The 14,872-nt window shown below is 65.8% G+C and carries 12 protein-coding genes; 7 read left to right on the forward strand and 5 right to left on the reverse strand.

The annotated features are described in order from the left end of the window. Nucleotides 1-27: 27 nt before the first annotated feature. Nucleotides 28-285: a hypothetical protein gene (locus F5544_RS01250; protein ID WP_238847036.1), complete on the forward strand. Its 258-nt coding sequence runs from the start codon at nt 28-30 to the stop codon at nt 283-285. 58 nt (nt 286-343) lie between these two features. Here the strand turns inward: F5544_RS01250 and F5544_RS01255 are convergent, their stop codons facing one another. Continuing rightward, complete coding sequence (locus F5544_RS01255) at nt 344-2,650, reverse strand: MMPL family transporter (RefSeq protein ID WP_167471459.1); 2,307 nt, start codon at nt 2,648-2,650, stop codon at nt 344-346. A gap of 183 nt (nt 2,651-2,833) precedes the next feature. Next, nucleotides 2,834-5,143: an MMPL family transporter gene (locus F5544_RS01260; RefSeq protein WP_167471460.1), complete on the reverse strand. Its 2,310-nt coding sequence runs from the start codon at nt 5,141-5,143 to the stop codon at nt 2,834-2,836. A gap of 208 nt (nt 5,144-5,351) precedes the next feature. On the opposite strand from F5544_RS01260, the gene F5544_RS01265 reads away from it, so the two are divergent. The 5 genes from F5544_RS01265 to tgt all read left to right on the forward strand — a co-directional run bounded on the left by F5544_RS01265 (nt 5,352) and on the right by tgt (nt 11,525). Further along, nucleotides 5,352-5,945, forward strand: coding sequence for a TetR/AcrR family transcriptional regulator (locus tag F5544_RS01265; RefSeq protein WP_167471461.1), 594 nt, complete (start codon nt 5,352-5,354; stop codon nt 5,943-5,945). 35 nt (nt 5,946-5,980) lie between these two features. After that, a complete protein-coding gene (locus F5544_RS01270) occupies nt 5,981-6,499 on the forward strand; it encodes an RrF2 family transcriptional regulator (protein ID WP_167471462.1) in 519 nt (172 codons plus the stop codon). A gap of 69 nt (nt 6,500-6,568) precedes the next feature. Beyond that, a complete protein-coding gene (locus F5544_RS01275) occupies nt 6,569-8,302 on the forward strand; it encodes an ABC transporter ATP-binding protein (RefSeq protein WP_167471463.1) in 1,734 nt (577 codons plus the stop codon). Between the two features lie 8 nt (nt 8,303-8,310). Beyond that, nucleotides 8,311-10,221, forward strand: a complete 1,911-nt coding sequence (locus F5544_RS01280) for an ABC transporter ATP-binding protein (protein WP_167478905.1) — start codon at nt 8,311-8,313, stop codon at nt 10,219-10,221. A gap of 50 nt (nt 10,222-10,271) precedes the next feature. Then, nucleotides 10,272-11,525: a tRNA guanosine(34) transglycosylase Tgt gene (tgt, locus tag F5544_RS01285; protein WP_167471464.1), complete on the forward strand. Its 1,254-nt coding sequence runs from the start codon at nt 10,272-10,274 to the stop codon at nt 11,523-11,525. An 84-nt stretch (nt 11,526-11,609) separates the two neighbouring features. Here the strand turns inward: tgt and F5544_RS01290 are convergent, their stop codons facing one another. Beyond that, nucleotides 11,610-12,386: a queuosine precursor transporter gene (locus tag F5544_RS01290; RefSeq protein WP_167471465.1), complete on the reverse strand. Its 777-nt coding sequence runs from the start codon at nt 12,384-12,386 to the stop codon at nt 11,610-11,612. 127 nt (nt 12,387-12,513) lie between these two features. Between F5544_RS01290 and F5544_RS01295 the strand changes: the two genes are divergently transcribed. Further along, a complete protein-coding gene (locus F5544_RS01295) occupies nt 12,514-13,020 on the forward strand; it encodes a DUF4190 domain-containing protein (RefSeq protein WP_167471466.1) in 507 nt (168 codons plus the stop codon). A 59-nt stretch (nt 13,021-13,079) separates the two neighbouring features. On the opposite strand, the gene F5544_RS01300 is transcribed toward F5544_RS01295, so the two are convergent. Continuing rightward, complete coding sequence (locus F5544_RS01300) at nt 13,080-13,793, reverse strand: RDD family protein (RefSeq protein ID WP_167471467.1); 714 nt, start codon at nt 13,791-13,793, stop codon at nt 13,080-13,082. A 46-nt stretch (nt 13,794-13,839) separates the two neighbouring features. After that, entirely contained in the window at nt 13,840-14,757 is a 918-nt protein-coding gene (gene gluQRS / locus F5544_RS01305) for a tRNA glutamyl-Q(34) synthetase GluQRS (protein ID WP_167478906.1), read from the reverse strand. Nucleotides 14,758-14,872 lie beyond the last annotated feature (115 nt).

Here is a 14,872-nt window from a genome sequence, read left to right on the forward strand (position 1 = left end):
GTGCGTGTGAAAGGACGCGATGCCATCATGACGAGTCGAGATATCCGCCCGCGATGGCTGCGTCAGCGGAATACGTACGAGCGCAGGCGCGTATTGGGCGCGATCGTGTTGATTTGGATCCTGATCGGTCTGGTCGCGGCCGCGCAGCGCAACTACCTCGATCATCCGACGATGACCTGCCCGACCATCGGCACCATTGCGGTGAATATCGTTGCGGGTCCATTGAATTACCTCGGAGTGAATCCGCACATCACCGATTGCCATCTGCCGCAACCGAGTCAGTAGTTAGATAACCGAAATCGGCTCGCCCGCAGCTGAATAGGGCTGCGGGCGAGCTGATCGGCTAGCGGTGCACCGGTTCCGGAGCTGCCGATGACTGTTTTCTGCGCAGCTCATGCAGTTTCGCGCCCTCCACATCGATATCCGGCAGAATCCGGTCCAGCCACTTCGGAATCCACCACGCCTTGTCGCCCATCAGCGCCAGCAGTGATGGGATCAACACCATGCGGACGAGGAACGCGTCGAACAGCACGCCCGCCGCCAGCGCGAAACCCATTGATTTCGCGGTCGCGTCGGTTTCCAGCAGGAACGAGCCGAAGACCGAGATCATGATGATGGCCGCCGAGGTCACCACCCGAGCGCCGTGGTGGTAGCCGCTGATCATCGCCTCGGTGGGCGGTTTGCCGTGTACGTACTCCTCGCGCATTCGGGTCACCAGGAACACCTGGTAGTCCATGGCGAGGCCGAATACCAAGCCGATCAACATGATCGGCAGGAAGCTGACGATCGGCCGGGGTTCGGCGATCAGGCCGAATTTGCCCTGCTGGAAGATCAGCACGGTCGCGCCGAAGGTGGCCGCCATCGAGAGCAGGAAGCCGAGCGCGGCGGTCAACGGCACCAGCAGCGACCGGAACACCAGGATCAGCAGGATGAACGCGGCGCCCGCGACGATCGCGAGATACGGCAGGATCTTGCTGAGCAGCGCGTTGTCCACGTCGGCATAGATGGCGGTGGTTCCGGTGATGCCGTATTCCATCCCGTATTCGGACTTCAGCGCACCCTCCGCGTTCCGGGCGTCGCGCACCAGATCCTTCGTATCCTGATTGTTCGGGCCGGTTTTCGGCACGCCGTCGAGCAGCGCGCCCGCCCCGTCCCGGCTCATCGTCGGCTCGGTGACGTAGTCCATATCCGGGTAGGACATCAGCTTGTCCCGCAGCGCGGTGAGCGCCGCCGCCCGGCGATCGGGTGCCACATTCGTAAGGTCAACGGCCACTTGCAGTTTGCCGTTCGCGCCCTCGCCGAATCCGGCGGTCCGCAGCTCGTACGCCTTGCGCACCGTCGAACTCTTCGGCATCGAGTCCTCGCCGGGCAGACCGAGATTCATACCGGTGGCGGGCGCGGCGAGCAGCGCGAGCACCAGCACGCTGAGGATCAGCGCGACGGCGGGCGCCTTGCCGATCAGCCGGGCGAAACGCATACCGTTGGTGATCGAGGTGTCGTCCTCGGGATCGTGTTGGGCGATGAACGGCAGCTTCGGCGTGAACAGGAAGCGGCCGAACGCACCGAGCAGCGCCGGCATCAGCGTGATAGCGGTGAGCACCGCGAAGCCCGCGGCGATCGCGCCGCCGAGGCCCATGAACGTCAGGAACCTGATCCCGACGATGCTCAGCCCGACCAGCGCGATGATCACCGTCAGGCCCGCGAACACCACGGCGGAGCCGGCGGTGCCGAGTGCGGTGCCCGCCGCCTCCTCGGGTGAATCCTGCACTGCCAGTTCGTGTTTGTAGCGCGAGACGATGAACAGCGCATAGTCGATGGACAGCGCGATGCCGATCATCGACGCCAGGAAGGTGGTGAAGCTCGGCACCGAAATCACCGAGGTGCCGATGAAGATCAGTGACATGGCCGCGCCGAGCCCGACCACGGCGGTGAGGATGGGGACGAACGCCGCGACGATCGCGCCGAACGCGACGATCATCACCACCAGCGCCACACCCATGCCGATCAGCTCGGCCTTACCGGACGGCTGCTGCTGTTCCATCGCGACGGTGCCGCTCAACTCGACCTGTAGCCCGGCCGCGCGGGCATCGTCGGCCACGTCGTAGGCGGCCTTGCGGTCGTCGGCGGTGACGTCGGTGATCTCCTTGATGGTGAACGGAACATTCAGCACCGCAACCGAATCCGGATCGGTCCTGTTCAGCACGTTCACCGGCGCGCCACTGCATTTCGAGACGAAGGAGCTCGCGGTGCGGTCCTCGCCGAGGCAGCCCATCGCCTCGGCCGCGGTGAGCGGGCTGACCAGCGGCTTGGCGTGATCGACGATCCCGAGCTGGTTCAGCTTGTCGACCAGCGCCGCGACCGTCGCCCGATTGGCCGGGTCGGTCAGCTTCTGGCCGGGCGGCGCGGCGATCACGTAGGTGCCGGTTACCGCGCCGAACTGGAATCCCTGTGACATGCCGGGGAAGTGTTTGTCCAGGATTTCGGTGGCCCGCTGGGAGGGCAGGTTCGGGATATTGAAGTCGTTCGTCATCGGCTTCTGCAGTTGGCCGCTGAGCGCGCCGAGTACGGCCAGCATCAGCAGCCATACCGGCAGCACGATCCATTTCCGACGAAAGGCGAACTTGCCCCACCGATACAGATAGACGGACACGGTTTCTCCTAGCGGTAGCCGGGGTCGTGCTGTTCGGTCTGTAGAGAACTCTCGCGGAGCGAATTCCGCGGGTGAGGCGGAACAAGTTCTGAGTCTGCTGCGCGGTTGCCACAAGATCAAGAGCCGTGCACGCGAAACGCCCCCGCACCAAGGGGTGCGGGGGCGTTGTCGACTACTGCACGGTCAGACGTGCACCGGCTCCTCGATGGGCCGGGCCGAGCGCTGCTGCAGTTCGCGCAGCTTGGTGCCCTCGATATCGATATTCGGCAGGATCCGGTCCAGCCACTTCGGCATCCACCATGCCCATTTGCCCATGAGCACCAGCAGCGACGGGATCAGCACCATGCGGACCACGAACGCGTCCAGCAGCACGCCCGCGGCCAGCGCGAAGCCCATCGACTTGGCGGTGACATCGGATTCCAGCAGGAAGCCGCCGAATACCGAGATCATGATGATCGCCGCCGAGGTGACGACGCGCGCACCGTGGTGGTAACCGCTGATCATCGCCTCCTTCGGCGACTTGCCGCGCACGTACTCCTCACGCATCCGGGTCACCAGGAACACCTGGTAATCCATCGCGAGACCGAATACCAAGCCGATCAACATGATCGGCAGGAAGCTGATCAGCGGATGCGGATCGGCGATCAGGCCGAGCTTGCCCTCCTGGAAGATCAGCACGGTCGCGCCGAAGGTGGCCGCCATCGAGAGCAGGAAGCCGAGCGCGGCGGTGAGTGGCACCAGGATGGACCGGAACACCAGCACCAGCAGGATGAACGCGGCTCCCGCGACGATCGCCATATATGGCGCGATCTTGCTCAGCAGCACATCGGAGACATCCGCGTAGATGGCGGTGGTTCCGGTGACGCCGTATTCGATGCCGTACTTGTCCTTCAGCGCGCCCTCGGCGTCGCGGGCGTGTTTGACCAGGTCCTGGGTCGCCTGATTATTCGGCCCGGACTTCGGCACGCCGCTCATCAGCGCGCCCGCGCCGTCCTCGCTCTTCTTCGGCGCGGTGACATAGTCCATACCGTCGTAGGCGGCGAGTTTGTCGTGCAGGTCGGTGAGCGCGGCGTCGCGCTGGTCGGGCGCCACGTTGCTCAGGTCGACCGCCACCTGCAAGATGCCGTTGCTTCCCTCGCCGAAACCATCCTTGCGCAGGTCGTATGCCTTGCGGATGGTGGTGTTCTTCGGCTGGCTGTCGTCGCCGGGCAGGCCGAGGTTGATGCCGGCGGCCGGTGCGGCGAGGCCGCCGAGGACGAGGATGCTCAGGATCAGCGCGACGGCGGGCGCCTTGCCGATCAGGCGGGCGACACGCATGCCGTTGGTGACGACGGCGTCGTTCTCCGGGTCGTGCCTGGCGACGAACGGGATCTTCGGCTTGAACAGGAAGCGGCCGAACGCGCCCATGATGGCGGGCAGCAGTGTGGTCGCGACCAGGATCGCGAAGAACGCCGCGACCGCGCCGCCGAGGCCCATCCAGGTCAGGAAGCTGACGCCGACGATGCTGAGGCCGACCAGCGCGATGATCACGGTCATACCGGCGAACACCACCGCCGAACCCGCGGTGCCGATCGCGACACCGGCCGCCTCTTCCGGCGAATCCTGAACGGACAGTTCGTGTTTGTAGCGGGAGACGATGAACAGCGCGTAGTCGATGGACAGCGCGATACCGATCATCGAACCGAGGATCAGGGTGAAGCTCGGGATATTGATCACCGAGGTGCCCATGAAGATCAGCGAGGATGCGGCGCCGACGCCGATGATGCCGGTCAGGATCGGCACGAACGCGGCGATCAGCGCGCCGAAGGCGACCATCATGGTGATGAAGGCGACGAGGTAGCCGAGCTGTTCGGCCTGGCCGCTCGAGCCCGCGCCCGGCTTCATCGCGATGGTGCCGGACATCTCGACGGTCAGCCCGGCGTTGCGGGCTTCAGCGGCGATGTCGTACGCGGCGGTGCGGTCGGCGTCGGTGACGTCGGTGAATTTCTTGATGCCGAACGGCACATTCAGCACGGCCACCGCGTCCTGCTTGTCCTGGCTCAGCACCGAGAGCGGGGCGGCGCTGCAGCGGGAGCGGAAGTCGTCGCCGGCGCGATCGGCGCTGACGCAGCCCATCTGTTCGGCGATGGCGACCGGGTTGGCCAGCGGCTTGCTGTGGTCGACGATGTCGAGGCCGCCGAGTTTGGCGATGAACGCGTCGATCGCGGCGCGGTTGGCCGGGTCGGTGAGCTTCTGGCCCGCGGGTGCGCCGATGACGTAGGTGCCGGTCACCGCGTCGGCCTTGAATCCGGCGGACATGCCGGGGAAGTGTTTGTCGAGGATCTGGGTGGCCCGCTCGGACGGGAGGTTCGGCAGCGAGAAGTCGTCGCTAGACGATTTTTTCAGCCCGAAGCCGAGGGCGCCGAGCAGCACGAACAGCAGAAGCCAGACGGGGAGTACTACCCATTTCCTGCGGAAAGCGAACTTTCCCCATCTGTAGAGATATACGGACACGCGGTTCTCCTGGCGATATGACTGGGGGGACGTGCTGGGACAGAGCTCGTAGACAGCTCCCTCGCGAGGACCGCCCTGCTGGCCTCGCCTCCACATAACGCTTCTGCCTACCGTGCGGTTGGTAGACTAACCGGAGGTTAAGTGGAGGCACAACCTCAATTTCGGTGGCTCTACCGGTTCGGGGCGTGCGTGATGAGAGGATCGTCTAATGGTCGTCCGTGATGCATCCGACACCGTTGCCGCAGGTGGCAGCACCAAGCTCGCGATTCGCGACGCCGCAGTGAAGCTGTTCGGCAGCAAGGGGTTCGAACAGACGAGCCTGCGCGAGGTCGCCGATGCGGTAGGAATCACAAAGGCGTCGCTCTACTATCACTACGCCTCGAAGCTCGATCTGCTCCAGGCGATCATCGATCCGATCATCGATCACCTGCGCACGATCGTCGACGATCTACCCGCCATCGTCCGCGATGACGACGGCGTGCGGACCGTGCTGCGCCGCCACCTGCACGGCATGCTCTCGCACCGGGCCGCGGGCGCGCTGATCGTGCGCGACACCGTCGCCATCGTCAACGCGATGGCCGACCGCCACCCCGATTTCATCGACACCACCGAGGTGTTGCGCGAATGGCTGGCCGGACCGAACGCCAGCGAGGAGGCGCGGCTGCGCGCCGCGGGTGCGCTGGAGGTGGTCGGCATGGCCCTGGTGTCCGGCGAGTTCGTGCCGGATGCGACCGATCAGCTGATCGAGGACACATTGCTGGATATGGCCACCGGCGTGCTCATTCCCTGCCACACCGCGTAGATTCGACAATCATCCGATCACCCAGGGAGCCGTGAGTGCACATCACCGCGAAGGTGGACTACGCGGTGCGGACCTTGTTGGAGATAGCCCGCACCCCGCGGTTGCGCGCGGCCTCGGTCCCGGTGGTCGATTCGCTGCACTCCTGCCCGTCCCCGGCCACCACCCTCACCACCAAGGCCGACGCCATCTCCAGCGCACAGCAGATCCCGCCGAAGGTGCTGGAAACCGTGCTGTCCGAGCTGCGCCGGGCCGGGCTCGTGGTGAGCAGGCGCGGGCCGGACGGCGGCTACTGGCTGGCCAAACCGCCGAAGGAGATTTCGGTCGCCGATGTGATCCGTGCGATCGAGGGGCCGCTCGCCTCGGTACGCGGCCAGCGTCCGGAGGATGTCAGCTATCCGGGCATCGCCGAACCGCTGCAGAAGGTGTGGATCGCACTGCGGGTCAATATTCGCGCGGTCCTGGAGAACGTCTCGATCGAGGACATCGCCGAGGGACGGCTGCCCGCCTTCGTCGAGTCGCTCACCGAGGATCCGGGCGCCTGGGCGCGCAGATAGGACGGCAACGATGCAGGTCAAAAAGCCGCGCGACGCCTGTCACAGTTTGCCGGTAGCCTGCCTTCCATCATGCTGATCCGACTGCTCCGCACCTATCTGGCCCCCTACCGCGCCCAGCTGGCGGGGGTCGTTGCGCTGCAATTGGTCTCGGTTATCGCGATGCTCTATCTGCCGAGCCTCAACGCCGATCTGATCGATCGCGGCGTCACGAAGGGCGATATCGGCTACATCTGGACCAGCGGCCTGTGGATGCTCTTGGTGAGCGGCGTGCAGATCATCGCCTCGGCCTCGTCGGTGTATCTGGGCGCGCAGACGGCGATGAGCGCGGGCCGGGATCTGCGCGGCGCCGTGCTGCACCGGGTCGGCACCTTCTCCGCGCGCGAGGTCGGCCAATTCGGCGCGCCCTCGCTGATCACCAGGAATACCAACGACATTCAGCAGGTGCAGCTGCTCATCGTGATGTCGGTGACCATCCTGGTGATGGCGCCCATCATGTGTGTCGGCGGCATCGTGATGGCGCTGCGCCAGGACCTGAAACTGTCCTGGCTGCTGCTGGTCGCGGTGCCGTTGCTGGCGCTGTGCATGGGCTTCCTGGTCGCGCGCATGGTGCCCGGTTTCCGGGCCATGCAGGCCAGGATCGACGGCGTCAATCGCGTTCTGCGCGAACAGATCACCGGGATCCGGGTGGTGCGCGCCTTCGTCCGGGAGCGGCAGGAGACCTGGCGTTTCGGGGTGGCCAATACCGAACTCACCGATGCCGCACTGCGGGTCGGGCGGCTGCAGGCGCTGATGTTCCCGCTGGTGATGCTGATCAGCAACGTCACATCGGTGGCGGTGATCTGGTTCGGCGGGCACGCGATCGATAGCGGCGAGATGCAGATCGGCTCGCTCACCGCGATGCTCACCTACATCATGCAGATCCTGATGGCCGTGATGATGGCCTCGTTCCTGGCCATGATGGCGCCGCGCGCCGCGGTCTCCGCCGACCGGATCGGCGAGGTGCTGGCCACCGAATCCTCGGTGCTGCCACCGCGTTTGCCGCAGCCGTTCAAATCCGATCCAGCCGAGGTGGACTTCCAGTTCGCCGAATTCTGCTTTCCGGGCGCGCAACAGCCGGTGCTGCGGGCCATCCGGTTCGCGGTGCAGCCGGGCACCACGACGGCGATCGTCGGCTCGACCGGCTCCGGAAAAACCACGCTGCTCAACCTGATTCCGCGTTTGATCGACGTCACCGACGGCGCGGTCTACGTGGGCGGCACCGATGTGCGCCACCTCGATCTGGAGCAGCTGCGCGGCGTGATCGGCCTGGTGCCGCAGAAGGCGTATTTGTTCTCCGGCACCGTCGCGAGCAATCTGCGCTACGGCGATCCCGAGGCCACCGACGAGGAACTGTGGCGCTGCCTGGAGATCGCGCAGGCCGCCGACTTCGTCCGTGATATGCCGCAGGGCTTGGAAACGCCGGTCGCGCAGGGCGGTACGACGGTGTCCGGCGGGCAGCGGCAGCGGCTGGCGATCGCGCGGGCGCTGGTGCGCAAACCGCGGATCTACCTGTTCGACGATTCGTTCTCCGCGCTCGATGTCGCCACCGACGCCCGGCTGCGCGAGGCGCTGCGCCCGGAGACCAGGAACGCCGCGGTCATCATTGTGGCGCAACGCATTACAACCATTCGCGACGCCGATCAGATCTTGGTCCTCGAGGACGGTGAGATGGTCGGGCTCGGCACCCATGAGCAACTGCTGCGCGACTGCCCCTGCTATCAGGAGATCGTCGAGTCCCAGCTCAGCGCGGAGGAGGTGCGGTGAGACCTGGGATGGCCAATGCCGGATCGCCGGATTCGAAGGCGAAATCCTTCGGCCCATCGCTGAAGCGGCTGCTGCGCAGGCTCGCGCCGGAACGCGGCTACGTCGCGGTGATCATCGGGCTGGCCATCGTCTCGGTGGTGCTGAACACGCTCGGCCCGTATCTGCTCGGCAAGGCGACCAACCTGGTCTTCGACGGGGTGATGGGCAAGAGCCTGACCCAGTTCGCCGGACAGAGCAAACAGGAGGTCGTGAACCAGCTGCGCCAGGGCGGCAACGGCACGCTGGCCGACATGCTCAACGCCATGAACGTCACGCCCGGCCTCGGCGTCGACTTCGGCGCGGTGGGCCGGGTGCTGCTGCTGGTGCTCGCCCTCTACCTCGGCGCATCGCTGTTCGGCTGGTTCCAGGCGCTGCTGCTCAACCTCGTCATCAACCGAACGGTGAAGCGGCTGCGCGGCGAGATCGAGGACAAGATCCATCGACTTCCGTTGCGCTACTTCGATTCCGCGCCGCGCGGCGATGTGCTGAGCCGGGTCACCAACGACGTCGACAACATCTCGCAGAGCCTGCAGCAGACCATGAGCCAGCTGATCACCTCGGTGCTCACCGTGCTCGGCGTGCTGGTGATGATGTTCTGGATCTCCCCGCTGCTCGCGGTGATCGCGCTGCTCATCGTGCCCGCGGCGATCATCGTCTCGACGCAGATCGCCAAGCGCTCCAAACCGCACTTCGTGAACCAGTGGCGCTACACCGGCCTGGTGAACGCGCAGGTGGAGGAGGCATACACCGGGCACGAGGTGGTCACCGCATTCGGCCGCAACCGTGAGGTCGGCGAGGAATTCGACAAGCGCAACGAGGAGCTGTTCAACGCGAGCTTCCGCGCGCAGTTCATCTCCGGCCTGATCATGCCCGCCATCATGTTCCTCGGCAATCTCAACTTCGTGCTGATCGCGCTGGTCGGCGGCCTGCGGGTGGCCACGGGCAATATCTCGCTCGGCGAGGTGCAGGCGTTCATCCAGTACTCCCGTTCGTTCAGCCAGCCGCTCACCCAGATCGGCGCCATGGCGAACCTGCTGCAGTCCGGGGTCGCATCGGCCGAGCGGATCTTCGAAATCCTCGACGCGGAGGAGCAGAGCCCGGACCCGGTGATGGCCGAAACCCGTCCGGTGGATCGCGGCCGGGTGGAATTCGAGGCGGTGTCGTTCCGCTACGAACCGGAAACACCGGTGATCGAACGACTTTCGCTGGTCGCGGAGCCCGGGCATGTGGTCGCCATCGTCGGGCCGACCGGTGCGGGCAAGACCACCCTGGTGAATCTGCTCATGCGGTTCTACGAACTCGACGCGGGCGCCATCACCATCGACGGCGTCGACATCACCGAGATGACCCGCGACAACCTGCGCTCCCGCATCGGCATGGTGCTGCAGGACACCTGGCTGTTCAAGGGCACCATCCGGGAGAACATCGGGTACGGCAATCCGAACGCGAGCGAGGAGGAGATCCTCGCCGCGGCCCGCGCCGCCTACGTCGACCGGTTCGTGCACGCGCTGCCCGAGGGCTACGACACCGTCATCGACGAGGAGGGCACCGGGGTGAGCGCGGGCGAGAAACAGCTCATCACCATCGCCCGGGCCTTCCTGTCCAAGCCGTCGATCCTCATCCTGGACGAGGCGACGAGTTCGGTGGACACCCGCACCGAGCTGCTCGTCCAGCACGCCACCGCGGCGCTGCGCCGGGACCGCACGAGTTTCGTTATCGCGCACCGGCTTTCGACCATCCGCGACGCCGACCTGATCGTCGTCATGGAGCACGGCCGCATCGTCGAACACGGCACCCACGAACGGCTGCTGGCCGAACGCGGCGCGTACTACCGGCTCTACAACGCGCAGTTCGCCGCGGCGGCCGCCGCCGACGTGTAAAAACCCCTCCGAGCGACTGCGGCACGGGTCACCCGAGCGCGCCTGAGAAGATGTTGCGCGTGTCCGATCCCGCGCATTTCTCCTTCACCATCGGTACCCGCCTCGACGGCAGACACGGCCGGACCGGCGTGCTCAGCACGCCGCACGGTGACATCGCCACCCCGGCCTTCATCCCGGTCGGCACCAAGGCGACGGTCAAGGCGGTACTGCCGGAGACCATGAAGGAGCTCGGTGCGCAGGCGCTGCTCGCCAACGCCTACCACCTCTATCTGCAGCCGGGCCCGGACATCGTGGACGAGGCGGGCGGGCTGAGCAAATTCATGAACTGGCCGGGCCCCACCTTCACCGACAGCGGCGGCTTCCAGGTGATGTCGCTGGGCGTCGGCTTCAAGAAGGTGCTCGCCATGGAGGCCGTCGACGTGCGCAGCGACGATGTGATCGCCGCGGGTAAGGAGCGGCTCGCGCACGTCGACGACGGCGGCGTCACCTTCCGCTCGCACCTCGACGGTTCCCGGCACCGCTTCACCCCCGAGGTGTCGATGGGTATCCAGCATCGGCTCGGCGCGGACATCATGTTCGCCTTCGACGAGCTGACCACACTGCTGAATACCCGTGCCTACCAGGAGAAATCGCTACAGCGCACCCATGCCTGGGCGCAGCGCTGCATCGATGAGCACGAGCGGCTCACCGCCGAACGCACGCACCGCCCCTATCAGGCGCTGTTCGCGGTGATCCAGGGCGCGCAGTACGAAGACCTGCGGCGCAAGGCATGTCGTGATCTCGAGGCGATTCGCGGCAGCGCCGGAACGGGTTTCGACGGCTACGGCATCGGTGGTGCGCTGGAGAAGCACAATCTCGGCACCATCGTCGGCTGGTGCTGCGACGAACTGCCCGAGGACAAGCCGAGGCATCTGCTCGGCATCAGCGAGCCGGAGGATCTGTTCGTCGCGGTGGAGAACGGTGCCGACACCTTCGACTGCGTGAACCCGTCCCGGGTCGGGCGCAATGCCGCGATCTATGTCGACCAGGGCCGATTCAATATCAACACCAGCCGTTTCCGGCGCGACTTCACCCCGATCGACGAGACCTGCGACTGCTACACCTGCGCCAACTACACCCGCGCCTATCTGCACCATCTGTTCAAGGCCAAGGAGATGCTCGCCGCGACGCTGTGCACCATCCACAACGAGCGCTTCACGGTCCGCCTGGTGGACCGGATCCGGGAGAGCATCGCGGGCGGCTACTTCGACGACTACCGGGCCGAGTTCATGGGTGCGTGGCGCGGTCGCATCAAGACGCCGTAAACCCTTGCGCCCACGGGGATGGTAGGGAGGCGAAGCCGACCGGGGGCGGGTGAACACAGCCGTCTTTCGCCGGGGCGGCCAGGGTCAGTTGTACAGCGCGGAGGTCGGCCGCGGCGCGTAACTGGGTTCGCGCTTCTTCAGGAAGGCGATGCACCGGTAGCTGATCGGCAGAATCATCATCTCCACCAGCGTCTTCCAGAGGAAGCCGACGATCAGGTAGTTCAGGAAGTCCGGCCAGGTGTGAATGCCGATGGCGGTGGCCGCGATCGAGCAGAACACCAGCGTGTCGCCGAATTCGCCCGCCACCGTCGAGCCGAGCAGCCGTGCCCACAGGTGTTTCTCCTTGGTGCGCTCCTTGATCAGCACCAGGGTCACCGAGTTGAGGAATTGGCCGATGAAATAGCCGGCCAGCCCGGCGAGGACCAGCTGCGGTGTGGTGCCGACGACGGTGCGGAAGGCCGCCTGATTCTCATAGAAGTCGGCGGCAGGCAGGCCGATGGCGATCCAGAAACAGCCGACCATCAGCAGCAGGCAGGCGAATCCGTAGTAGACCGCGCGGCGGGTGGCCCGGAATCCGTAAACCTCGCTGAGCACGTCGCCGATCACATAGGCCAGCGGGAAAAGGAAGAATGCGCCGTCGGTGTTGATCGGCAGCACCTGGAATGGGCCCCACGCCACCGTATGTCCGGTGAAGAAGGCGACGCCCTTGGTGGCGCAGATATTCGAGATGATCAGCGTCGCGGTGAATACCGCGACGATCGGCGTGTAATAACCCCCCGCGGCGTCGGCGAATGCTGCGTGCTCGGCCGCGGGGTGCCCAGACCCCTCGTCGACGTCTACGGGTGTTCTCGTCTCACTCACGGAGGCCAATTCTGCCGGAGTGCCGCGCGTACGGTGCACTGACCAGTTCTTTCGACCACCCCAAGGTGTTCAAGGCCCACACCTTATGCGGTATCGGTGACCCGCATCCTTGGAATACTCTGGGCCAATGACGAATCCCGGCGATTCCGACGAATGGTGGAAGCAGTACGGCGGACAAGGAGTCTCGCCGGAATCCGGTATCCCCAGCGCGTCCCCGCAGCAGCCCTACCCACCCTCGGTGCCGCAGTATCCGCAACAGCCGGTGACTCCGCCGCCGCAACAGCAGCAGGCGTACCCGAGTTATCCGCAGTCGCAACCGAATCCGTACGGCCAGCCCAACTACGCCTATCAGGCCCCGCCGCCCTACCAGCCCTACGGCTATCCGCAGCAGCAGGGCACCAACGGTATGGCCATCGGCGCGCTGATCTCCTCGTTGGTCGGGTTCGCCACCTGTGGCATCGGATCGATCGTCGGGATCATCCTCGGCGTTGTGTCGTTGAACCAGATCAAACAGTCGGGTCAGGATGGCCGCGGTATGGCGCTCGCCGGCATCTGGATCGGGATCGGCGCGGTGGTCCTCGCGGTGTTGTGGTTCTTGGTGGTCATCATCAGCGCCGCATCGGGAAGTCATTGACCTGAACGAAAAAGGGGCGCATCGGAATCCGATGCGCCCCTTTCAGCTCGGTGTCGGCGTCAGGCCTTGACGACCTGGGTGCCGCCGGCGAATTTATCGTGCCAGCCCTGCTTGTTCGGGTCGTTCGAGATGGTGATCATGATGTAGATCGCCAGACCCAGCGAGACCAGGCCACCGATGCACGGGATGATGCTCGCGGCGACGAACAGGTTGCGCTTGAACGAGACCTCGGGGGTGATCTTGGGCGCGCCGCCGGGCGCGAGCACCTTGAGGCCGAGGATCTTCTTGCCGAGGGTGGTGCCCTGGCTGGTCTCCATACCGACGAAGTAGCCGAGCTCGACGACGGTCCACAGAATGCTGAAGCCGATGGTCAGGCCGAGCGAGCTGCGCAGGAGCGCGTAAATGATGATGTACGGGATGTACAGGATCAGGAAGTCGATGACCCGGGCGCCGATGCGCGTGCCGAGGTCACCGGCCTGGCCGCCGAAGCCCTGACCGCCGAATCCGGGCTGACCCGGGTACTGGGCGTACGGCTGCTGACCGAACTGGTCCTGCGGCTGCCCGTAGGACTGCTGGCCGAACTGGTCCTGGCCGTACGGCTGCTGACCGTAGGGCTGCTGCTGACCGTACTGTGGCTGGCCGTACTGCGGCTGCCCGCCTTGCGGATACTGTCCGCCCTGCGGATATTGCTGGCCGCCGCCTTGGGGGTACGGCTGCCCGTACGGCTGCCCGCCCTGCGGATACTGGTTGGGGTCGTACCCACCGCTTGTCATATTCAGTCCTCGTCAGATGATCTGTAGATCGGGTCGCTTGCGTACGTTACGGATATCGGCTGGGTTGCAACAACCCATTCTCATCGAGTATCCAGGGTTCCGCGGGTAGGCGGGCCGGGTCGAATTGTTCCAGTAGCTCGGCCGATGTGCCTGCTCGCAGGCCGAGTGATGCGGTCAGCGCGCTGACCACCTGCTCCGGTGTCTCGCCCAGCGCGAACTGGTCGGCGAGGGTGACCGCGCCGTCGCGTTTGGCCAGTCGCTGCCCCTTGGCATTGAGTACCAGCGGGACGTGCGCGTAGCGCGGGACCGGCAGGTCGAGCAGCGTCGCGAGATAGGCCTGGCGCGGTGTCGACGGCAGCAGGTCGTCGCCGCGCACCACCTGATCGATGCCCTGGTCGGCGTCGTCGACCACCACCGCCAGGTTGTATGCGGGCACACCGTCGGTGCGGCGCAGCACCACATCGTCGACCGGTCCGCGGTACGGGCCGTGTAGTTCGTCGATGATGTCGAATTCGCTGATGTCGGCGCGTAACCGCAGGGCGGGCGTGCGGCCCGCCGCGATGAATTCGGCGCGCGCGTCGGCGGTCAGCGCGCGGCAGGTGCCCGGATATGCGCCCATCGGGCCGTGTGGTGCGGTCGCGGCCTGCTGAATTTCCCTTCTGGTGCAGAAGCATTCATAGGTGCGGCCCGCCGCGGTGAGCCGGTCGATGGCGGCGGCATACTTCTCGAGCCGGTCCGACTGGCGGACCACCGGACCGTCCCAGTCGATGCCGAGCGCGGTGAGGTCGGCCAGTTGACGCTCGGCGGCACCGGGGCGGACCCGGTCGAGATCATCGATTCGGAGCAGGAAGCGCCGCCCGGTCGACCGGGCGAAGGCCCAGGCCAGCAGCGCGGTGCGCAGATTGCCCAGGTGCAGGTCGCCGGACGGGCTCGGGGCGTAGCGGCCCGCGCCGCGCTCAGTCATCGGCATGCCGGACGGTATGGATCGATCGCACGGTCGCCATGGTAGGCGTACCTTCGCATCCGCTCCGGCCGTGCGCGGGCTGTGGACGGCTTCGCCGCCCATTCGGCGGATGTCC

This window comes from Nocardia arthritidis (genome assembly GCF_011801145.1).
GTDB lineage: Bacteria > Actinomycetota > Actinomycetes > Mycobacteriales > Mycobacteriaceae > Nocardia > Nocardia arthritidis_A.

What these genes read in the sequence shown, in the direction of transcription:
- F5544_RS01250 (WP_238847036.1), top strand. Translation starts at nt 28, where the DNA reads ATGACGAGTCGAGATATCCGCCCGCGATGGCTGCGTCAGCGGAATACG.
- tgt (WP_167471464.1), top strand. Translation starts at nt 10,272, where the DNA reads ATGTTGCGCGTGTCCGATCCCGCGCATTTCTCCTTCACCATCGGTACC.
- F5544_RS01265 (WP_167471461.1), top strand. Translation starts at nt 5,352, where the DNA reads ATGGTCGTCCGTGATGCATCCGACACCGTTGCCGCAGGTGGCAGCACC.
- F5544_RS01300 (WP_167471467.1), bottom strand. Translation starts at nt 13,793, where the DNA reads ATGACAAGCGGTGGGTACGACCCCAACCAGTATCCGCAGGGCGGGCAG.
- F5544_RS01275 (WP_167471463.1), top strand. Translation starts at nt 6,569, where the DNA reads ATGCTGATCCGACTGCTCCGCACCTATCTGGCCCCCTACCGCGCCCAG.
- F5544_RS01295 (WP_167471466.1), top strand. Translation starts at nt 12,514, where the DNA reads ATGACGAATCCCGGCGATTCCGACGAATGGTGGAAGCAGTACGGCGGA.
- F5544_RS01280 (WP_167478905.1), top strand. Translation starts at nt 8,311, where the DNA reads ATGGCCAATGCCGGATCGCCGGATTCGAAGGCGAAATCCTTCGGCCCA.
- gluQRS (WP_167478906.1), bottom strand. Translation starts at nt 14,757, where the DNA reads ATGACTGAGCGCGGCGCGGGCCGCTACGCCCCGAGCCCGTCCGGCGAC.